The organism is Bradyrhizobium sp. PMVTL-01, assembly GCF_051861855.1.
Taxonomy (GTDB): domain Bacteria; phylum Pseudomonadota; class Alphaproteobacteria; order Rhizobiales; family Xanthobacteraceae; genus Bradyrhizobium.
The window spans coordinates 3,754,389-3,773,415 of record NZ_CP193982.1; the positions used below are offsets into that span (position 1 = coordinate 3,754,389).

Here is a 19,027-nt window from a genome sequence, read left to right on the forward strand (position 1 = left end):
AACAAACGGACTCGCAAGGAACACCCCATGCCCCGCCAACATGCCATCGAGGACTACCGTAACTTCGGTATCATGGCGCATATCGACGCCGGCAAGACGACGACGACCGAGCGCATCCTCTATTACACCGGCAAGAGCCACAAGATTGGCGAAGTGCACGAAGGTGCCGCGACGATGGACTGGATGGAGCAGGAGCAGGAGCGTGGCATCACGATCACCTCGGCTGCGACCACCGCCTTCTGGAATGGCAAGCGCCTGAACATCATCGACACTCCCGGCCACGTGGACTTCACCATCGAAGTCGAACGTTCGCTGCGCGTGCTCGACGGCGCCGTCTGCGTGCTCGACTCCAACCAGGGCGTCGAGCCCCAGACCGAGACCGTCTGGCGCCAGGGCGACAAGTACAAGGTTCCGCGCATCGTCTTCGCCAACAAGATGGACAAGATCGGTGCGGACTTCTTCAAGTGTCTCTCCGACATCGTCGATCGCCTGGGCGCCAAGCCCGTCGCGATCCAGCTTCCGATCGGTGCCGAGAACAACTTCAAGGGTCTCGTCGACCTCGTGAAGATGAAGGGCGTCGTCTGGAACGACGAAGCGCTCGGCGCGAAATTCGACTATGTCGACATTCCGGAAGATCTCGTCGACCAGGCCAAGGAATACCGCGAGAAGATGGTGGAAGCCGCCGTCGAGCTCGACGACGACGCCATGGCCGCCTACCTCGACGGCAAGGAGCCGGATGAGGCGACCCTGAAGCGCCTGATCCGCAGGGCGGTGCTGACCGGCGCGTTCTATCCCGTGCTGTGCGGCTCGGCTTTCAAGAACAAGGGCGTGCAGCCGCTGCTCGACGCCGTCGTCGACTACCTGCCGTCGCCGCTCGACGTGCCCGCGATCAAGGGCACCGACGACAAGGGCAACGAAGTCGTGCGCAAGGCGGACGACAAGGAGCCGCTGGCGCTGCTCGCGTTCAAGATCATGGACGACCCGTTCGTCGGCACCATCACCTTCTGCCGCATCTATTCCGGCGTTCTGCAGAGCGGCACCGGCGTCGTGAACTCGACCCGCGAGAAGAAGGAGCGCATCGGGCGCATGCTGTTGATGCATGCGAACAACCGCGAGGACATCAAGGAAGCCTATGCCGGCGATATCGTCGCGCTGGCCGGCCTGAAGGAAGCGCGCACCGGTGACACGCTGTGCGATCCCGACCACCAGGTGATCCTCGAGAAGATGGAGTTCCCCGAGCCGGTCATCGAGATCGCGATCGAGCCGAAGTCCAAGGCCGACCAGGAGAAGCTGGGCGTGGCGCTGGCCAAGCTCGCCGCGGAGGATCCGTCCTTCCGCGTGTCGACCGACCACGAGTCCGGCCAAACCATCCTCAAGGGCATGGGCGAACTCCACCTCGACATCAAGGTCGATATCCTCAAGCGCACCTACAAGGTCGACGCCAACATCGGGGCGCCGCAGGTCGCGTTCCGTGAGCGTATCACCAAGCGGGTGGAGCACAGCTACACCCACAAGAAGCAGACCGGCGGTACCGGCCAGTTCGCGGCCGTGTCGTTCATCGTCGAGCCGAACGAGCCCGGCAAGGGCTTCGAGTTCGAATCGAAGATCGTCGGCGGCGCGGTGCCGAAGGAATACATTCCCGGCGTCGAGAAGGGCCTGGAGAGCGTGCTGTCGTCCGGCGTGGTCGCGGGCTTCCCCGTGGTTGACGTCAAGGTGCAGCTCGTCGACGGCAAGTATCACGACGTCGACTCGTCGGCGCTGGCGTTCGAAATCGCTTCGCGCGCCTGCTTCCGCGAAGCGCTGCAGATGGGCAAGTCCGTCCTGCTCGAGCCGATCATGAAGGTCGAAGTGGTGACCCCGGAAGACTACACCGGCTCGGTCATCGGCGACCTGAATTCCCGGCGCGGTCAGATCCAGGGTCAGGACATGCGCGGCAACGCCAACGTCATCAACGCGATGGTGCCGCTCATGAACATGTTCGGTTACGTGAATAACCTGCGCTCGATGAGCCAGGGTCGCGCGACCTTCACCATGCAGTTCGATCACTACGCAGAAGCGCCGGCCAACGTGTCGGCAGAAGTCCAGAAGAAGTTTGCCTGATTGTCGTCGGTCTCAAGCTGACGATTGAACGGAGAGTCAAATGGCCAAAGCAAAGTTTGAACGTAACAAGCCGCACTGCAACATCGGCACCATCGGTCACGTCGACCATGGCAAGACGTCGCTGACCGCGGCGATCACCAAGATCCTCGCCGAGACCGGCGGTGCGACGTTCACCGCGTACGACCAGATCGACAAGGCGCCGGAAGAGAAGGCCCGCGGCATCACCATCTCGACCGCGCACGTCGAGTACGAGACCACGAACCGCCACTACGCCCACGTCGACTGCCCCGGCCACGCCGACTACGTGAAGAACATGATCACCGGCGCCGCCCAGATGGACGGTGCGATCCTGGTCGTGTCGGCCGCTGACGGCCCGATGCCGCAGACCCGCGAGCACATCCTGCTCGCCCGCCAGGTCGGCGTGCCCGCGCTCGTCGTGTTCCTCAACAAGTGCGACATGGTCGACGATCCGGAGCTGCTCGAGCTCGTCGAGCTCGAAGTCCGCGAGCTGCTCTCGAAGTATGAATTCCCGGGCGACAAGATCCCGATCATCAAGGGTTCGGCGCTCGCCGCTCTCGAAGACTCGGACAAGAAGCTCGGCCACGACGCTATCCTCGAGCTGATGCGCAACGTCGACGAGTACATCCCGCAGCCGGAGCGTCCGATCGACCAGCCGTTCCTGATGCCGGTTGAAGACGTGTTCTCGATCTCGGGCCGCGGCACCGTGGTGACCGGCCGTGTCGAGCGCGGCGTCGTCAAGGTCGGCGAGGAAATCGAGATCGTCGGTCTGCGCGCCACCCAGAAGACCACCGTCACCGGCGTCGAAATGTTCCGCAAGCTGCTCGATCAGGGCCAGGCCGGCGACAACATCGGCGCTCTGCTCCGCGGCACCAAGCGCGAGGATGTCGAGCGCGGCCAGGTTCTGGCCAAGCCGGGTTCGGTCAAGCCGCACACCAAGTTCAAGGCTGAGGCCTACATCCTCACCAAGGAAGAGGGCGGGCGCCACACCCCGTTCTTCACCAACTACCGTCCGCAGTTCTACTTCCGCACCACCGACGTGACCGGTGTCGTGCATCTGCCGGAAGGCACCGAGATGGTGATGCCGGGCGACAACATCGCGATGGAAGTGCACCTGATCGTGCCGATCGCGATGGAAGAGAAGCTCCGCTTCGCGATCCGCGAAGGCGGCCGCACCGTCGGCGCCGGCGTCGTCGCCTCGATCATCGAGTAATTACGAGAAAAGGGACGGCGAGTAGCGAATGGCAACATTCGCTATTCGCTATTCGCCACCCACTGAAGAGAGACCACGGCAATGAACGGCCAAAACATTCGTATCCGTCTCAAGGCGTTCGACCATCGTATCCTCGATACGTCGACCCGTGAGATCGTGAACACGGCGAAGCGCACCGGCGCGCAGGTCCGCGGACCCATTCCGCTGCCCACCCGCATCGAGAAGTTCACCGTCAACCGTTCGCCCCACGTCGACAAGAAGAGCCGCGAACAGTTCGAGATGCGCACCCACAAGCGCCTGCTCGACATCGTCGATCCGACCCCGCAGACCGTCGATGCTTTGATGAAGCTCGACCTGGCCGCCGGTGTCGACGTCGAGATCAAGCTCTAAGATTTTGGATCCCGTTCGCGAAAGCGGACAAAGAGAACAGGAAGCAAGCCGATGCGCTCCGGAGTGATCGCACAAAAGGTCGGGATGACGCGGGTCTTCACGGAGGCCGGCGAACATATCCCCGTGACCGTGCTGAAGCTCGGCAATTGCCAGGTCGTAGGCCACCGCACCGAAGAGAAGAACGGTTACGTCGCGCTCCAGCTCGGTTCGGGCAGCCGCAAGACCGTTTACATGCCCAAGGCCGAGCGCGGCCAGTTCGCGGTCGCCAAGGTCGAGCCGAAGCGCCGGGTCGAGGAGTTCCGTGTCACCGCGGACGCCATGATCCCGGTCGGCGCCGAGATCCAGGCCGATCACTTCGTCGTCGGCCAGTTCGTCGATGTCACCGGCACGTCGGTCGGTAAGGGTTTTGCGGGCGGCATGAAGCGCTGGAACTTCGGCGGTCTGCGCGCCACGCACGGTGTGTCGATCTCGCACCGCTCGATCGGTTCGACCGGTGGTCGTCAGGACCCCGGCAAGACCTGGAAGAACAAGAAGATGCCCGGCCACATGGGTGTCGATCGCATCACCACGCTCAACCTTCGCGTCGTCCAGACCGATGTCGAGCGCGGCCTGATCCTCGTCGAAGGCGCCGTTCCCGGCTCCAAGGGCGGCTGGATCCGTGTGCGCGACGCCGTCAAGAAGCCGCTGCCGAAGGAAGCTCCGAAGCCCGGCAAGTTCAAGGTTGCTGGCGACGCGGACGCCGCTCCGGCTGCGCAGGAGGCGTGAGATGGAATTGAAGGTCACCACCCTCGAAGGTAAGGAAGCTGGCTCCGTTCAGCTCTCCGACGCCATTTTCGGCCTCGAGCCGCGCGAGGACATCATCGCGCGCTGCGTGCAGTGGCAGCTCAACAAGCGCCAGGCCGGCACGCACAAGGCCAAGGGCCGCGCCGAGATCTGGCGCACCGGCAAGAAGATGTACAAGCAGAAGGGCACCGGCGGTGCTCGTCACGGCTCGGCCCGCGTGCCGCAGTTCCGTGGCGGCGGCCGTGCCTTCGGTCCGGTGGTGCGTTCGCACGCCACCGACCTGCCGAAGAAGGTCCGTGCGCTCGCTCTCAAGCATGCGCTCTCGGCCAAGGCCAAGGACGGCGATCTCGTCGTGATCGAGAAGGCCGCGCTGGAAGCCGCCAAGACCAAGGCGCTGCTCGGTCACTTCTCGGGCCTCGGCCTCACCAATGCGCTGATCATCGACGGTGCCGAGCTCAACAACGGCTTCGCCGCTGCGGCCCGCAACATCCCGAACATGGACGTGCTGCCGATCCAGGGCATCAACGTCTATGACATCCTGCGCCGTCAGAAGCTCGTTCTGACCAAGGCCGCCATCGATGCGCTGGAGGCGCGCTTCAAATGACGAAGAACATCGAGCCTCGCCACTACGACGTGATCCTGTCGCCGGTCGTGACCGAAAAGGCGACGATCGCCTCGGAGCACAACAAGGTGCTGTTCAAGGTGGCCGCGAAGGCGACCAAGCCGCAGATCAAGGAAGCGATCGAGAAGCTGTTCGACGTCAAGGTCAAGAGCGTCAACACGCTGGTCCGCAAGGGCAAGGTCAAGGCCTTCCGCGGCAATCTCGGCTCGCAGTCGAACAGCAAGCGCGCGATCGTGACCCTCGAAGAGGGCCACCGGATCGACGTCACCACCGGTCTGTAAGGTCGTACGACGATGGCACTGAAGACATTCAATCCCACGACGCCGGGCCAGCGCCAGCTGGTGATGGTCGATCGTTCGGCCCTCTACAAGGGCAAGCCGCTGAAGGCGCTCACCGAGGGCAAGAAGTCCTCGGGCGGTCGCAACAACACCGGCCGCATCACCGTGCGCTTCCGCGGCGGTGGTCACAAGCAGACGCTGCGTACCGTCGACTTCAAGCGTGAGAAGGTCGACGTGCCCGCGACCGTCGAGCGGCTGGAGTACGATCCCAACCGCACCGGCTTCATCGCCCTGATCAAGTACCAGGACGGCGAGCAGGCCTACATCCTGGCGCCGCAGCGCCTGGCCGTGGGTGACACCATCATCGCCGGCAACTATGTCGACGTGAAGCCGGGCAACGTCATGCCGCTCGGCAACATGCCGGTCGGCACGATCATCCACAACATCGAGGTCAAGATCGGGAAGGGCGGCCAGCTCGCCCGTTCCGCCGGCACCTACGCTCAGCTCGTCGGCCGCGACCAGGACTACGTCATCATCCGCCTGAACTCGGGCGAGCAGCGCCTGGTGCACGGCCGCTGCCGCGGCACGATCGGCGCGGTGTCGAACCCGGATCACATGAACACCTCGATCGGCAAGGCCGGTCGCAAGCGTTGGATGGGCCGTCGCCCGCACAACCGCGGTGTCGCAATGAACCCGATCGACCATCCGCACGGCGGTGGTGAAGGTCGTACCTCGGGCGGTCGCCACCCGGTCACCCCGTGGGGCAAGCCGACCAAGGGCAAGAAGACCCGCACCAACAAGTCGACCAACAAATTCATTCTCCTAAGCCGCCACAAGCGGAAGAAGTAAGGAACGCCGGACATGGTTCGTTCAGTCTGGAAAGGCCCGTTCGTCGAGGGTTCTCTGCTCAAGAAGGCAGATGCCGCGCGCGCGTCCGGCCGTCACGACGTCATCAAGATCTGGAGCCGTCGCTCGACGATCCTGCCGCAGTTCGTCGGCCTGACCTTCGGCGTCTACAACGGTCAGAAGCACGTGCCGGTGGCGGTCAACGAGGAAATGGTCGGTCACAAGTTCGGCGAGTTCTCGCCGACCCGGACCTTCCATGGCCACTCCGGCGACAAGAAAGCCAAGAAGGCTTGAGGATTAAACGATGAGCAAACCTAAGCGCGAACGGAGCCTAGCCGACAACGAGGCCAAGGCGGTCGCCCGGATGCTGCGGGTGAGCCCGCAGAAGCTCAACCTGGTCGCCCAGCTCATTCGCGGCCGGAAGGCTTCCGCTGCGCTCGCCGACCTGCAGTTCTCGCGCAAGCGGATCGCGGTCGACGTGAAGAAGTGCCTGGAATCGGCGATCGCCAACGCCGAGAACAACCACGACCTCGACGTGGACGATCTCGTCGTGGCGCAGGCCTTCGTCGGCAACGGCCTCGTGATGAAGCGCTTCGCCGCCCGCGGTCGTGGCCGTTCGGGCCGTGTCTACAAACCATTTTCGCAGCTGACGATCATCGTTCGTCAGGTCGAAGCCGAAGCAGCGGCGTAAGGGCGCAGGAGAACACGATGGGTCAAAAGATCAATCCGATCGGTCTGCGTCTCGGCATCAACCGGACCTGGGATTCCCGCTGGTTCGCCGGCAAGCAGGAATACGGCAAGCTGCTGCACGAGGACGTCAAGATCCGTGAGATCCTGCACAAGGAGCTCAAGCAGGCGGCCGTCGCCCGCATCGTCATCGAGCGTCCGCACAAGAAGTGCCGCGTCACCATCCACTCGGCCCGGCCGGGCGTGGTGATCGGCAAGAAGGGCGCCGACATCGACAAGCTGCGCAAGCGTGTTGCGGACATCACCTCGTCCGACGTCGTCATCAACATCGTCGAGATCCGCAAGCCGGAGCTCGATGCGACGCTGGTGGCCGAGTCGATCGCGCAGCAGCTGGAGCGCCGCGTGGCGTTCCGCCGTGCCATGAAGCGCGCCGTGCAGTCGGCGATGCGTCTCGGCGCGGAAGGCATCCGCATCAACTGCTCGGGTCGCCTGGGCGGTGCGGAAATCGCGCGCATGGAGTGGTACCGCGAAGGTCGCGTGCCGCTGCACACGCTGCGCGCCGACATCGACTACGGCGTTGCGACCGCGTTCACGACCTTCGGCACCTGCGGCGTCAAGGTCTGGATCTTCAAGGGCGAGATCCTCGAGCACGATCCGATGGCCCAGGACAAGAGAATGGCCGAAGGCGAGACGGGCGGCAGCAGCGATCGTGGTGGCCGTCAGCGCCGCGACACGGCTGCGGCCTGAAGCCAGACAGGAATTTGAGGGCTCAAAGCCATGATGCAACCTAAGAAAACGAAGTTCCGGAAGGCGCATAAGGGCCGCATCCACGGCGTTGCGTCTTCGGGCGCGACGTTGGCGTTCGGCCAGTACGGCCTGAAGGCGACCGAGCCTGAGCGCGTCACCGCGCGCCAGATCGAGGCCGCCCGACGCGCGCTGACCCGCCACATGAAGCGCGCCGGCCGCGTCTGGATCCGCGTGTTCCCCGACGTTCCGGTGTCGAAGAAGCCGGCCGAAGTCCGCATGGGCTCCGGCAAGGGTTCGCCCGAGCTGTGGGTGGCCCGCGTCAAGCCGGGCCGGGTGCTGTTCGAGATCGACGGCGTCAACACCCAGACCGCGCGTGAGGCGCTGACCCTGGCGGCCGCCAAGCTGCCGATCAAGACGCGCTTCGTCGAGCGCATTGCGGAGTAATGGCCATGGCCCAGATGAAGATCGAAGACATCCGCGCGATGAGCCCCGACCAGCAGGATGACGCCATCCTGAACCTGAAGAAGGAGCGCTTCAACCTGCGCTTCCAGCGTGCCACCGGGCAGCTCGAGAACACCTCGCGCCTGCGCGAGGCCCGCCGTGACATCGCCCGGATCAAGACCGTCGCCGCGCAGACGCGCGCGAAGAAGAAGTAAGAGGCTTACGAAGATGCCGAAACGTACTTTGCAGGGCGTGGTCGTCAGCGACAAGCAAGCCAAGACCATCGTGGTGCGCGTCGATCGCCGCTTCACGCACCCGATCTACAAGAAGACGATCCGCCGTTCCAAGAACTATCACGCCCACGACGAGAGCAACCAGTTCAAGCCGGGTGACGTGGTGTGGATCGAGGAATCGAAGCCGATTTCGAAGTTGAAGCGCTGGGTCGTGATCCGGGGCGAACACAAGAAAAGCGCCTGATCTGTTGGCTTTGGCCGACTGACTTCAGGGAAATGTTGAGCGCCGGCTGGGCTGGCGCAAAGAGAAAGAGGACGAGGTGCATCAATGATTCAGATGCAGACCAACCTCGACGTGGCCGACAATTCTGGCGCACGCCGTGTCATGTGTATCAAGGTGCTCGGGGGCTCCAAGCGCCGCTACGCCACGATCGGCGACATCATCGTCGTCTCGATCAAGGAAGCGATTCCGCGTGGCAAGGTGAAGAAGGGCGACGTGATGAAGGCCGTCGTGGTGCGCGTCCGCAAGGATATCCGCCGCGCCGACGGTTCGGTCATCCGCTTCGACCGCAACGCCGCCGTTCTGATCAACAACCAGTCCGAGCCGGTCGGCACCCGTATCTTCGGGCCCGTGCCGCGCGAGCTGCGCGCCAAGAACCACATGAAGATCATTTCGCTCGCGCCGGAGGTGCTGTGATGGCTGCGAAGATCCGCAAGGGCGACAAGGTCGTCGTGCTGACCGGCCGCGACAAGGGCCGCACCGGCGAAGTGTTCGAGGTTCGCCCCGACACCGGCACCGCACTGGTGCGCGGCATCAACATGGTCAAGCGTCACCAGAAGCAGACGCAGGCCCAGGAGGGCGGCATCGTCTCGAAAGAGGCGCCGATCCAACTGTCCAACATCGCGTATGTCGGCAAGGACGGAAAGCCGACCCGCGTCGGATTCAAGATTCTGGCGGACGGCAAGAAGGTCCGCATCGCCAAGAGCTCGGGAGCTGAGATCGATGGCTGAGACCGCCTACACGCCGCGCCTGCGCGCGGAATATGACGCGAAGATCCGCACGGCTCTGACCGAGAAGTTCGGTTATGAGAACGTGATGCAGGTTCCGCGCCTGGACAAGGTCGTGCTGAACATGGGCGTTGGCGATTCCGTCAACGACCGCAAGAAGGCCGAGACCGCCGCTGCCGAGCTGACCCAGATCGCCGGCCAGAAGGCGATCGTGACCTATTCGCGCATCGCGATCGCAACCTTCAAGCTGCGTGAGAACCAGCCGATCGGCTGCAAGGTCACGCTGCGCAAGGCCCGCATGTACGAGTTCATCGATCGCCTGGTGACGGTCGCGCTGCCGCGCGTCCGCGACTTCCGCGGCCTGAACCCGAAGAGCTTTGACGGCCGCGGCAACTACTCGCTCGGCATCAAGGAGCACATCATTTTCCCCGAGATCGACTTCGACAAGGTCACGGAAGCCCGCGGTATGGACATCACCGTCTGCACCACGGCCAAGACCGACGAAGAGGCGAGGGCCTTGTTGACCGCTTTCAATTTCCCGTTCCGGCAGTGAGACGCTGACCTAAAGCCTCTCAAACGCGGATACCCAGGAGCCAAGCATGGCAAAGAAGAGTTCAGTCGAGAAGAACAACCGGCGCAAGCGGATGGTGAAGAACGCCGCCGCCAAGCGCGAGCGGTTGAAGGCGATCATCGCCGACAAGAAGCTGCCGATGGAAGAGCGTTTCGCTGCGACGCTGAAGCTGGCAGAGATGCCGCGCAACTCGTCGGCGACCCGCATCCGCCTGCGTTGCGAGCTGTCGGGCCGCCCGCGCTCGAACTATCGCAAGAACAAGCTGTCCCGTATCGCGCTGCGCGACCTTGGCTCCAAGGGCATGGTCCCGGGCCTCGTGAAGTCCAGCTGGTAAGGAGGGTCGTTTAGATGTCTACGCACGATCCAATCAGCGATCTGATCACCCGCATCCGCAACGCGCAGATGCGCTCCAAGACCAAGGTCTCCACGCCTGGTTCGAAGATGCGCGAGAACGTGCTCGAGGTGCTGAAGTCCGAGGGCTACATCCGCGGTTACGCCACGCTCGAGCATCCCTCGGGCCGCAGCGAGATCGAGATCGAGCTGAAGTATTTCGACGGCGAGCCCGTCATCCGCGAGATCGAACGCGTTTCCAAGCCCGGGCGTCGCGTCTACGCCTCGGTGAAGAATCTGCCGCGGGTCAACAACGGGCTCGGCATTTCGGTGTTGTCGACGCCGAAGGGGATCATGGCCGACCACAGCGCGCGCGACGCGAATGTGGGCGGTGAAGTCCTCTTCACGGTGTTCTGAGAAGGATTTTTCATCCATGTCACGAGTTGGCAAAAAGCCTGTGACGGTGCCGTCCGGCGTTACCGCGACCGTTGATGGGCAGACCGTCAAGATGAAGGGGCCGAAGGGCCAGCTTCAGTTCGTCGTCCACGACGACGTCGAGGTGAAGCTCGAGAGCGGACAGATCAAGGTCAAGCCGCGTGCCGAGACCAACCGCGCGCGCGCCCTGTACGGCACCGCTCGAGCCCAGGTCGCGAATCTGGTCGAAGGCGTCACCAAGGGCTTCGAGAAGAAGCTCGAGATCACCGGCGTCGGTTACCGTGCCGCGATGCAGGGCAAGAACCTGCAGCTCGCGCTCGGCTACAGCCACGACGTGATCTATCCGATCCCGGAAGGGATCACGATCACCGTGCCGAAGCCGACCGAGATCACGGTGGCGGGCAGCGACGTCCAGCGCGTCGGCCAGGTCGCCGCGGAGATCCGCGCCTATCGTCCGCCGGAGCCCTACAAGGGCAAGGGCGTGAAGTATGTGGGCGAATTCATCTTCCGCAAGGAAGGCAAGAAGAAGTAACGGAGCCGGTCATGTCCAAAGCCAAGGTTACGAATGCCCGGCGCAAGCGGAGTGTGCGGCTGAAGCTGCGCCGCTCCGGTGGCGGCCGTCCGCGTCTGTCGGTATTCCGCTCGTCCAAGCACATCTACGCCCAGGTCATCGACGACCTGAAGGGCGAGACGCTGGCCTCGGCCTCGTCGCTCGAGAAGGCGATGCGCGACGGCGGCAAGACCGGTGCCGACATCGATGCGGCGAAGGCGGTCGGCAAGCTGCTGGCCGAGCGCGCCGCCGAGAAGGGCGTCAAGGAAGTCGTGTTCGATCGCGGCAGCTACCTCTATCACGGGCGCGTCAAGGCTCTGGCCGACGCCGCGCGTGAGAGCGGGCTGAGCTTCTAACAGAATTTGAGGATTGAGGCGTAAGCCTCTGAAGGATTGGAAAAATGGCAGAACGCGAACAACGTGGTGGACGCGATCAACGCGGCGGCGGACGTGAACGCAAGGAGCGCGAGGAGCGCGACAGCGAGTTCGTCGACAAGCTGGTCCACATCAACCGCGTGGCCAAGGTCGTCAAGGGCGGCAAGCGCTTCGGTTTCGCAGCGCTGGTCGTGATCGGCGACCAGAAGGGCCGCGCCGGCTTCGGTCACGGCAAGGCGCGCGAGGTGCCCGAGGCGATCCGCAAGGCAACCGAGTCCGCCAAGCGCAACCTGACCCGGGTGTCGCTGCGCGAGGGCCGCACCCTCCATCACGACATCGCCGGCCGTCATGGCGCGGGCCGTGTCTACCTGCGTGCAGCTCCGGCCGGTACCGGCATCATCGCGGGCGGCCCGATGCGCGCCGTGTTCGAGACCCTCGGCGTCCAGGACGTGGTGGCGAAGTCGATCGGCTCGTCGAACCCGTACAACATGGTTCGCGCGACCTTCGACGCGCTGAAGCATCAGGATTCGCCGCGTTCGGTCGCAGCCCGCCGCAACATCAAGGTGTCCACTCTGCAGTCGCGCCGTATCGGTGGCGATGCCGAGGCGGCTGCCGACTAACGGAAGCTTTGGAGTAGACTCCCATGGCCAAGGACGCCGCTAAGTCCAGCAAGACGATCAAGCTCGAGCAGACCGGCAGCGCGATCCGCCGCCATCACTCGCAGCGCTCGACGCTGATCGGGCTCAAGCTCAACAAGATCGGCCGCACCAGCGAACTGCCGGACACTCCGGCGGTTCGTGGCATGATCGAGAAGGTTCACCATCTCGTCCGCATTGTCGACGAGAAGTAAGAGACAAGGAGAAGGGCGATGAAGCTCAGCGATATCGCCGACAACGCCGGCTCGCGCAAGAAGCGCATGCGCGTCGGCCGCGGCATCGGTTCGGGCAAGGGCAAGCAGTCCGGCCGCGGCGGCAAGGGCCAGACCGCGCGTTCGGGCGTGCGCATCAAGGGTTTTGAAGGCGGCCAGATGCCGATGCATCGCCGTCTGCCCAAGCGCGGCTTCAACAACATCTTCCGCGTCGAGTTCGCCGAGATCAATCTCGACCGGCTCCAGGAAGCGGTCGATGCCAAGAAGATCGACGCCGGCAGCGTCGTGAACGTCGAGGCCCTGGTGAAGGGCGGCGTGCTGCGCCGCGCCAAGGCCGGTCTGCGGCTGCTCGGCCGTGGCGAGCTCAAGTCCAAGCTCAACATCGAAGTGCATGGCGCCACCAAGACCGCAATCGCGGCCGTCGAGAAGGCCGGCGGTTCGGTGAAGATCCTCGCCCCGGCCAAGGAAGAAGGCGAGGCGGCGTAACAACTGCGTCATTGGCCCGCGGCTCGCGGGCCTTTACGCATGCGGGACGTGGACTTATCGAAGCCGAGCCCCAGATAATGTCCGGCGTCCGCTAAAGCATGATCCGGAAAAGTGTGAAGCGGTTTTCCGAAAAGATCATGCTCGAACGACAGCCTAAAGCGCGATGATGAGGCCTCCTGGTTTCATCGCGCTCTAGTAGCCCGGCCGCGGGCATGACGGCGCAACAGGCGGCGGGAGAAAGTCCAAGATGGTCTCTGCAGCGGAACAACTGGCAGCCAATCTCAATTTCGGCGCGTTCGCCAAGGCCGACGAACTGAAGAAGCGCATCTGGTTCACCCTGGGTGCGCTGCTCGTTTATCGGCTCGGAACCTACATCCCGCTGCCGGGCATCGATCCCAACATCTGGGAGCAGGTGTTCAAGTCCCAGGCGGGCGGCATCCTCGGCATGTTCAACATGTTCGCCGGCGGCGGCATCCACCGCATGGCGATCTTCGCGCTGAACATCATGCCGTACATCTCGGCCTCGATCATCATCCAGCTCCTGACCACCGTCTCGCCGCAGCTCGAGGCGCTGAAGAAGGAAGGTGAGGCCGGCCGCAAGACGCTGAACCAATACACCCGCTACCTGACCGTGATCCTGGCTGCGTTCCAGTCCTACGGTATCGCGGTGGGTCTCGAAGGCGCAGGCAACGTCGTCAGCGAGCCCGGCATGTTCTTCCGCCTGTCCACGGCGATCACGCTGACCGGCGGCACCATGTTCCTGATGTGGCTGGGCGAGCAGATCACCTCCCGCGGCATCGGCAACGGCATCTCGCTCATCATTCTGTCCGGCATCGTCGCGGAGCTGCCCGCGGCGCTCGCCAACATGCTCGAGCTCGGCCGTCAGGGCGCGATGTCGACCGGCCTGATCCTGGTCGTCATCATCATGGCCGTCGCCGTGATCGCCTTCATCGTGTTCATGGAGCGCGCCCAGCGCCGGCTCTTGATCCAGTATCCGAAGCGTCAGGTCGGCAACAAGATGTTCGAGGGCCAGTCCTCGCATCTGCCGCTCAAGCTCAACACCTCGGGCGTGATCCCGCCGATCTTCGCGTCCTCGCTGCTCCTGCTGCCGACCACGGTTGCGAACTTCAACGCGGGCAGCGGCCCGGAATGGTTCCAGTGGATCACCACCCAGCTCGGCCATGGCCGTCCGCTGTTCCTGATCCTCTATCTCGCGCTGATCGTGTTCTTCGCGTTCTTCTACACCGCGATCGTGTTCAACCCGACCGAGACGGCGGACAATCTGAAGAAGCATGGCGGCTTCATTCCGGGCATCCGCCCCGGCGAGCGCACCGCCGAATACATCGACTACGTGCTGTCGCGTATCACTGTGCTCGGTGCGATCTATCTCGCCATCGTCTGCTTGATCCCGGAGATCCTGATCTCCTACGCCTCGGTGCCGTTCTACTTCGGCGGCACCTCGCTGCTGATCGTCGTCAGCGTCACCATGGACACGGTGGCGCAGGTGCAGGGCTATCTGCTGGCCCATCAATACGAAGGCCTGATCCGCAAGTCGAAGCTGCGCGGTCGCCGCCGCTAGCTGCGGCGTCGCTCCAGTTGAGCAGGAGCTCGCGCGCCGGTCGCTTTCACGATCGGCGCGCTGCTCCTTTTCAGGCTCGGCGCCCAGATCCCCGATCGCGGGAGTCGCGGTGAATGGCGGGGGCGCGACGGACAGGATGGCCCCGGTTTCGATCTTCTCCCAGTCTCTGTTTCCCTATCTGGCTGCAGCAATTCTCGTTCAGCTCGCGCTGCGGTGTGGCGCAGGCCGAGGGCGCTCGGGGGCGAAGCCGGCCGGCGCAAGCTCACGCTGATCATGGAGATTCCGGGTCGAAGCCATCAGCGCGCATCTGCAGTACGGCGACAAGGCCCACATCGTTCTCGGATCGATCGCAGTATTCGCGTTGACCTTCGTCTACATGGCCTTTGTCATCGACCCCGATCATGTCGCCGAATCGCTTGCCCGGCAGGGCGGCGTGATTTCCGGCGTCTTGCCGGGCGAGGCAACAGCCAGTTATCTCGATCGCATGGTGTCGCCGAGCACCGTGATCGGCGCCGGCTACCTGGCGGCCCTATCGCTGATTCCCGAGGTGTTCTTGGCCTACGGGAACGCGCTGGTTTATAAAATGGGTGGTGGTGCGGCGCTGATTGTGGTTTGCACTATTCTCGATCTTCAAACACAGGTGCGCGAGGTATCGCTCACCAATCCGGGGGGGCGTACGCCGATGAGAATTATACTTCTGGGACCGCCGGGGTCAGGCAAGGGGACCCAGGCGCAGCTCTTGGTGCAGCGCTATGGCATCGTCCAGCTGTCGACCGGCGAGATGCTGCGCGCGGCCGTCGCGGCGGGAACGCCGGTCGGGCTCAAGGCCAAGGAGATCATGGCCGGCGGCGGTCTCGTGCCTGATGACGTCGTGGTCGGAATCATCTCCGATCGGATCGACCAGCCCGACGCCAAGAACGGTTTCATCCTCGATGGCTTCCCGCGCACCGTGCCGCAGGCCGAGGCGCTGGATGAGTTGCTGAAGCACAAGCATCTCAAGCTCGATGCGGTGATCGAGCTCCGCGTCAACGAGAGTGCGCTTCTGAGCCGGGTCGAGACCCGCGTCGCCCAGATGCGCGAGCGCGGGGAGGAGGTCCGGGTCGACGACACTCCGGAGGTTCTAACCAAGCGCCTGGCCAGCTACCGCAGCCAGACGGAACCGCTGATTCACTACTATTCCGAGCGGCGCAAGCTCTCCACCATCGACGGCATGATGGCGATCGACGAGGTCACCCGCGCGATCCACCGCCAGCTCCTGGCGCTCGGGGCGGTGGAACCCAAGACCCACGCCCGCAGCGCGGCCAAATCGGGCCCCGCCAAGAAGGCCAAGGCCGCCAGAAAGCCGGCAATATCGGCTAAAAAAGCGGCCAAAACCTCCAAAAAGGCGGCCAAGAAGGCCGTGGAGGGGACCAAGAAGGCGGCGAAGAAGACCGCCAAGAAAACAGCCAGGAAAACAGCCAAGAAAACGGTCAAAAAGACCGCCAAGAAGACCGTCAAAAAAGGTTCGAAGAAGGGACCAAAAAAGGTCACGAAAAAGCGATCCAAGCGCTAGCAGTGGTTGACGAAAGCCCCTGGAATCCCCTAATAAGCCCCGCATCCAAGTCGGATAGTTTCAGACGATGCCGGGCCCCAGGAAGACCGGGGGTGGGCGTCGTGTTCGCGTTTGTGAACACCTGCCCGAGAAAGCAAGCACTTAAGCCCGATTCCTGACGAGGGATCGGCAACAGGAGAGAAGGCCGTGGCCCGTATTGCCGGCGTGAACATTCCCACCAACAAGCGCGTGCTGATCGCGCTTCAGTACATCCATGGCATCGGCCCGAAGATCGCCGGTGACATCATCGAGAAGGTGAAGATCCCCGAGGATCGTCGCGTCAATCAGCTCAGCGACGCCGAAGTGCTGCAGATCCGCGAAGTGATCGACCGCGACTATCTCGTCGAGGGCGACCTGCGTCGTGAGGTCGGAATCAACATCAAGCGTCTGATGGACCTCGGCTGCTATCGCGGCCTGCGCCATCGTCGCGGTCTGCCGGTGCGCGGTCAGCGTACCCACACCAATGCGCGTACGCGCAAGGGTCCGGCCAAGGCCATCGCCGGCAAGAAGAAGTAAGTTTTCGCATCCAATCGCGGCGTGTGGCGAAAGGGAATGACCCCTTCGCCACGCGCTTTTCGTTCCACAGGTGTAGCCGCTGGCATTACGGCGGCGTTTGAGATCTTCAGGAAAGGGACTCAATGGGCAAGGAAGCCACCCGCGTTCGCCGTCGTGAGCGCAAGAACATCGCCTCCGGCGTTGCGCATGTGAACTCGTCGTTCAACAACACGACCATCACCATCACCGACGCGCAGGGCAACACGATTGCCTGGTCGTCCGCCGGCACGATGGGCTTCAAGGGCTCGCGCAAGTCGACCCCGTATGCCGCCCAGGTCGCCGCCGAGGACGTCTCGAAGAAGGCGCAGGAGCATGGCATGCGCACGCTGGAAGTCGAAGTCGCCGGTCCCGGTTCGGGCCGCGAGTCGGCGCTCCGCGCGCTGCAGGCCGCGGGCTTCACCGTCACCTCGATCCGCGACGTGACCACGATCCCGCACAACGGTTGCCGTCCCCGCAAGCGTCGGCGCGTTTGATACCAAGTTGCGGGCGCATCGGCGCCCGCAATGACTTTACTAAGAAGCCGCGGGTGCAACCTGCGGCCTTTCTCCAACGCCAGTGTCTGCAACGGCAGTTCGACTGGCCTGTATGGGTGAAACAGTGACGATCCAGAAAAATTGGCAAGAACTGATTCGGCCGAACAAGCTCCAGGTCACGCCCGGCAGTGACTCCTCGCGTTTCGCGACCATCGTCGCCGAGCCGCTCGAGCGCGGCTTCGGCCAGACCCTCGGCAACGCGCTGCGCCGCATCCTGCTCTCCTCGCTCCAGGGCGCGGCGGTGCAGTCGGTGCACATCGACGGCGTGCTGCACGAGTTCTCCTCGATCGCGGGCGTCCGTGAGGACGTTACCGACATCGTGCTGAACATCAAGGACATCTCGATCAAGATGCAGGGCGAAGGCCCCAAGCGCATGGTCGTGAAGAAGCAGGGCCCGGGCGTCGTCACCGCTGGCGACATCCAGACCGTCGGCGACGTCACCGTGCTGAATCCGGACCTGCAGATCTGCACCCTCGACGAGGGCGCCGAGATCCGCATGGAGTTCACGGTCTCCACGGGCAAGGGCTACGTGCCCGCCGAGCGCAACCGTCCCGAGGACGCGCCGATCGGCCTGATCCCGGTCGATAGCCTGTATTCGCCGGTCCGCAAGGTCTCCTACAAGGTCGAGAACACCCGCGAGGGCCAGATTCTCGACTACGACAAGCTGACCATGACGATCGAGACCAACGGCGCGATCTCGCCGGATGACTCGGTGGCCTATGCCGCCCGCATCCTGCAGGATCAGCTCAACGTGTTCGTCAACTTCGAAGAGCCGCGCAAGGAAGTCGCCCAGGAGATCATCCCGGACCTCGCCTTCAATCCGGCCTTCCTCAAGAAGGTGGACGAACTCGAGCTGTCGGTTCGTTCGGCCAACTGCTTGAAGAACGACAACATCGTCTACATCGGCGACCTCGTGCAGAAGAGCGAGGCGGAAATGCTCCGGACCCCGAACTTCGGCCGCAAGTCGCTGAACGAGATCAAGGAAGTGCTGGCCCAGATGGGTCTGCACCTCGGCATGGAAGTGCCGGGCTGGCCGCCGGAGAACATCGACGAGCTCGCCAAGCGCTTCGAGGATCACTACTGATCGACTTCACCGTCGCGGCCGGAGAGATCTGGCCGCGATTTTTATGGGCGAACGCAGGAAGCCCACCTGAGCAACTGGTCCGACCAACCGTCGCGGCAGTTCATATGTAAGGAATAGACACATGCGTCACGGCAAGGTTCATCGGAAGCTCAACCGCACGGCCGAGCACCGCAAGGCGATGTTCGCCAACATGGCGGCCGCGCTGATCAAGCACGAGCAGATCGTCACCACGCTGCCGAAGGCCAAGGAGCTCCGTCCGATCGTCGAGAAGCTCGTCACCCTCGGCAAGAAGGGCGGCCTGTCGCTGCGCCGCCAGGCGATCGCCGAGCTGCGCGACGTCGACATGATCAAGAAGCTCTTCGATACGCTCGCGACCCGCTACAAGGATCGCCAGGGCGGCTACACCCGCATCATCAAGGCGGGCTTCCGCTACGGCGACAACGCCGCGATGGCCGTGATCGAGTTCGTCGATCGCGACGTCGACGCCAAGGGCCAGGATTCCGGTCCGGTGCAGGAGAAGGAAGCCGAGGCGGCGTAAGCCGTTTCAGCGGATACGGATTGAGAACGGCGCCCTCGGGCGCCGTTTTTCATTCCTGCAATGATGCGGATCCGCGAGGCTATTCCTCCTTGATCCCCGCCCGTTGTGCGATCTCCTTCATCTCGGCCGTCTCCTTGCCGATGGTGCCTGCCCAGTTGCTGTAGCGC

General features: G+C 63.6%; 29 protein-coding genes and 1 pseudogene. All 30 read left to right on the forward strand.

The window, feature by feature from the left end:
• The first annotated feature begins 27 nt into the window (after positions 1-27).
• The 30 genes and pseudogenes from fusA (at position 28) to rplQ (ending at position 18,860) form a co-directional block, all read left to right on the forward strand.
• Positions 28-2,100, forward strand: coding sequence for an elongation factor G (gene fusA / locus ACRQ5Q_RS17990; protein WP_439368797.1), 2,073 nt, complete (start codon positions 28-30; stop codon positions 2,098-2,100).
• Positions 2,101-2,140: 40 nt separating this feature from the next.
• Complete coding sequence (gene tuf, locus ACRQ5Q_RS17995) at positions 2,141-3,331, forward strand: elongation factor Tu (protein ID WP_235545631.1); 1,191 nt, start codon at positions 2,141-2,143, stop codon at positions 3,329-3,331.
• Between the two features lie 81 nt (positions 3,332-3,412).
• Positions 3,413-3,721 (forward strand): 30S ribosomal protein S10, encoded by a 309-nt coding sequence (gene rpsJ, locus ACRQ5Q_RS18000; RefSeq protein WP_002712302.1) that lies wholly within the window; start codon positions 3,413-3,415, stop codon positions 3,719-3,721.
• A 51-nt stretch (positions 3,722-3,772) separates the two neighbouring features.
• Complete coding sequence (gene rplC / locus ACRQ5Q_RS18005; protein WP_008549275.1) at positions 3,773-4,486, forward strand: 50S ribosomal protein L3; 714 nt, start codon at positions 3,773-3,775, stop codon at positions 4,484-4,486.
• 1 nt (position 4,487) lies between these two features.
• The gene (rplD, locus tag ACRQ5Q_RS18010) at positions 4,488-5,108 is read left to right on the forward strand and encodes a 50S ribosomal protein L4 (protein WP_018647243.1); all 621 of its coding nucleotides are present in this window, start codon (positions 4,488-4,490) and stop codon (positions 5,106-5,108) included.
• Complete coding sequence (locus ACRQ5Q_RS18015; protein ID WP_183245047.1) at positions 5,105-5,407, forward strand: 50S ribosomal protein L23; 303 nt, start codon at positions 5,105-5,107, stop codon at positions 5,405-5,407. The genes rplD and ACRQ5Q_RS18015 overlap by 4 nt, the downstream gene beginning before the upstream one ends.
• Before the next feature lie 12 nt (positions 5,408-5,419).
• Positions 5,420-6,253, forward strand: a complete 834-nt coding sequence (rplB, locus tag ACRQ5Q_RS18020) for a 50S ribosomal protein L2 (protein ID WP_060736369.1) — start codon at positions 5,420-5,422, stop codon at positions 6,251-6,253.
• Between the two features lie 12 nt (positions 6,254-6,265).
• On the forward strand, positions 6,266-6,544 hold the full coding sequence (gene rpsS / locus ACRQ5Q_RS18025; protein WP_008136357.1) for a 30S ribosomal protein S19: 279 nt from the start codon (positions 6,266-6,268) through the stop codon (positions 6,542-6,544).
• 10 nt (positions 6,545-6,554) lie between these two features.
• Positions 6,555-6,941 carry a 50S ribosomal protein L22 gene (gene rplV / locus ACRQ5Q_RS18030; protein WP_008549264.1) on the forward strand — a complete coding sequence of 129 codons (387 nt, stop codon included), beginning with the start codon at positions 6,555-6,557 and terminating at the stop codon, positions 6,939-6,941.
• Positions 6,942-6,958: 17 nt separating this feature from the next.
• Positions 6,959-7,684, forward strand: a complete 726-nt coding sequence (gene rpsC / locus ACRQ5Q_RS18035; RefSeq protein ID WP_080137238.1) for a 30S ribosomal protein S3 — start codon at positions 6,959-6,961, stop codon at positions 7,682-7,684.
• Positions 7,685-7,714: 30 nt separating this feature from the next.
• On the forward strand, positions 7,715-8,128 hold the full coding sequence (rplP, locus tag ACRQ5Q_RS18040; RefSeq protein ID WP_018647247.1) for a 50S ribosomal protein L16: 414 nt from the start codon (positions 7,715-7,717) through the stop codon (positions 8,126-8,128).
• Between the two features lie 5 nt (positions 8,129-8,133).
• Complete coding sequence (gene rpmC / locus ACRQ5Q_RS18045; RefSeq protein ID WP_011088144.1) at positions 8,134-8,340, forward strand: 50S ribosomal protein L29; 207 nt, start codon at positions 8,134-8,136, stop codon at positions 8,338-8,340.
• 13 nt (positions 8,341-8,353) lie between these two features.
• Positions 8,354-8,602 carry a 30S ribosomal protein S17 gene (rpsQ, locus tag ACRQ5Q_RS18050; protein ID WP_008549247.1) on the forward strand — a complete coding sequence of 83 codons (249 nt, stop codon included), beginning with the start codon at positions 8,354-8,356 and terminating at the stop codon, positions 8,600-8,602.
• A gap of 84 nt (positions 8,603-8,686) precedes the next feature.
• Complete coding sequence (rplN, locus tag ACRQ5Q_RS18055; RefSeq protein ID WP_007603030.1) at positions 8,687-9,055, forward strand: 50S ribosomal protein L14; 369 nt, start codon at positions 8,687-8,689, stop codon at positions 9,053-9,055.
• Positions 9,055-9,369 carry a 50S ribosomal protein L24 gene (gene rplX, locus ACRQ5Q_RS18060; RefSeq protein WP_439368793.1) on the forward strand — a complete coding sequence of 105 codons (315 nt, stop codon included), beginning with the start codon at positions 9,055-9,057 and terminating at the stop codon, positions 9,367-9,369. Before rplN ends, rplX begins: the two co-directional genes overlap by 1 nt.
• The gene (gene rplE / locus ACRQ5Q_RS18065) at positions 9,362-9,919 is read left to right on the forward strand and encodes a 50S ribosomal protein L5 (RefSeq protein ID WP_211406466.1); all 558 of its coding nucleotides are present in this window, start codon (positions 9,362-9,364) and stop codon (positions 9,917-9,919) included. The genes rplX and rplE overlap by 8 nt, the downstream gene beginning before the upstream one ends.
• A gap of 46 nt (positions 9,920-9,965) precedes the next feature.
• Positions 9,966-10,271 carry a 30S ribosomal protein S14 gene (gene rpsN, locus ACRQ5Q_RS18070; protein WP_018647251.1) on the forward strand — a complete coding sequence of 102 codons (306 nt, stop codon included), beginning with the start codon at positions 9,966-9,968 and terminating at the stop codon, positions 10,269-10,271.
• A gap of 14 nt (positions 10,272-10,285) precedes the next feature.
• Positions 10,286-10,684: a 30S ribosomal protein S8 gene (rpsH, locus tag ACRQ5Q_RS18075; RefSeq protein WP_018647252.1), complete on the forward strand. Its 399-nt coding sequence runs from the start codon at positions 10,286-10,288 to the stop codon at positions 10,682-10,684.
• Between the two features lie 16 nt (positions 10,685-10,700).
• On the forward strand, positions 10,701-11,234 hold the full coding sequence (rplF, locus tag ACRQ5Q_RS18080) for a 50S ribosomal protein L6 (protein WP_439368791.1): 534 nt from the start codon (positions 10,701-10,703) through the stop codon (positions 11,232-11,234).
• Positions 11,235-11,245: 11 nt separating this feature from the next.
• Positions 11,246-11,608 carry a 50S ribosomal protein L18 gene (gene rplR / locus ACRQ5Q_RS18085; RefSeq protein WP_008549238.1) on the forward strand — a complete coding sequence of 121 codons (363 nt, stop codon included), beginning with the start codon at positions 11,246-11,248 and terminating at the stop codon, positions 11,606-11,608.
• Between the two features lie 44 nt (positions 11,609-11,652).
• Positions 11,653-12,246: a 30S ribosomal protein S5 gene (rpsE, locus tag ACRQ5Q_RS18090; RefSeq protein ID WP_008136332.1), complete on the forward strand. Its 594-nt coding sequence runs from the start codon at positions 11,653-11,655 to the stop codon at positions 12,244-12,246.
• Positions 12,247-12,269: 23 nt separating this feature from the next.
• The gene (gene rpmD, locus ACRQ5Q_RS18095; RefSeq protein WP_439368790.1) at positions 12,270-12,476 is read left to right on the forward strand and encodes a 50S ribosomal protein L30; all 207 of its coding nucleotides are present in this window, start codon (positions 12,270-12,272) and stop codon (positions 12,474-12,476) included.
• A gap of 18 nt (positions 12,477-12,494) precedes the next feature.
• A complete protein-coding gene (gene rplO / locus ACRQ5Q_RS18100; RefSeq protein ID WP_018322273.1) occupies positions 12,495-12,980 on the forward strand; it encodes a 50S ribosomal protein L15 in 486 nt (161 codons plus the stop codon).
• A gap of 247 nt (positions 12,981-13,227) precedes the next feature.
• Complete coding sequence (gene secY / locus ACRQ5Q_RS18105) at positions 13,228-14,559, forward strand: preprotein translocase subunit SecY (protein WP_439368788.1); 1,332 nt, start codon at positions 13,228-13,230, stop codon at positions 14,557-14,559.
• 331 nt (positions 14,560-14,890) lie between these two features.
• Positions 14,891-15,178: pseudogene (locus ACRQ5Q_RS18110) on the forward strand (preprotein translocase subunit SecY); the annotation flags it as partial.
• 63 nt (positions 15,179-15,241) lie between these two features.
• The gene (locus ACRQ5Q_RS18115; RefSeq protein WP_439375631.1) at positions 15,242-16,111 is read left to right on the forward strand and encodes an adenylate kinase; all 870 of its coding nucleotides are present in this window, start codon (positions 15,242-15,244) and stop codon (positions 16,109-16,111) included.
• 186 nt (positions 16,112-16,297) lie between these two features.
• Entirely contained in the window at positions 16,298-16,666 is a 369-nt protein-coding gene (gene rpsM / locus ACRQ5Q_RS18120) for a 30S ribosomal protein S13 (RefSeq protein ID WP_018647258.1), read from the forward strand.
• A 122-nt stretch (positions 16,667-16,788) separates the two neighbouring features.
• The gene (gene rpsK, locus ACRQ5Q_RS18125; RefSeq protein ID WP_007603045.1) at positions 16,789-17,178 is read left to right on the forward strand and encodes a 30S ribosomal protein S11; all 390 of its coding nucleotides are present in this window, start codon (positions 16,789-16,791) and stop codon (positions 17,176-17,178) included.
• Between the two features lie 112 nt (positions 17,179-17,290).
• A complete protein-coding gene (locus ACRQ5Q_RS18130) occupies positions 17,291-18,322 on the forward strand; it encodes a DNA-directed RNA polymerase subunit alpha (RefSeq protein ID WP_018647259.1) in 1,032 nt (343 codons plus the stop codon).
• Between the two features lie 121 nt (positions 18,323-18,443).
• Complete coding sequence (gene rplQ, locus ACRQ5Q_RS18135; RefSeq protein WP_439399289.1) at positions 18,444-18,860, forward strand: 50S ribosomal protein L17; 417 nt, start codon at positions 18,444-18,446, stop codon at positions 18,858-18,860.
• Positions 18,861-19,027: the final 167 nt, after the last annotated feature.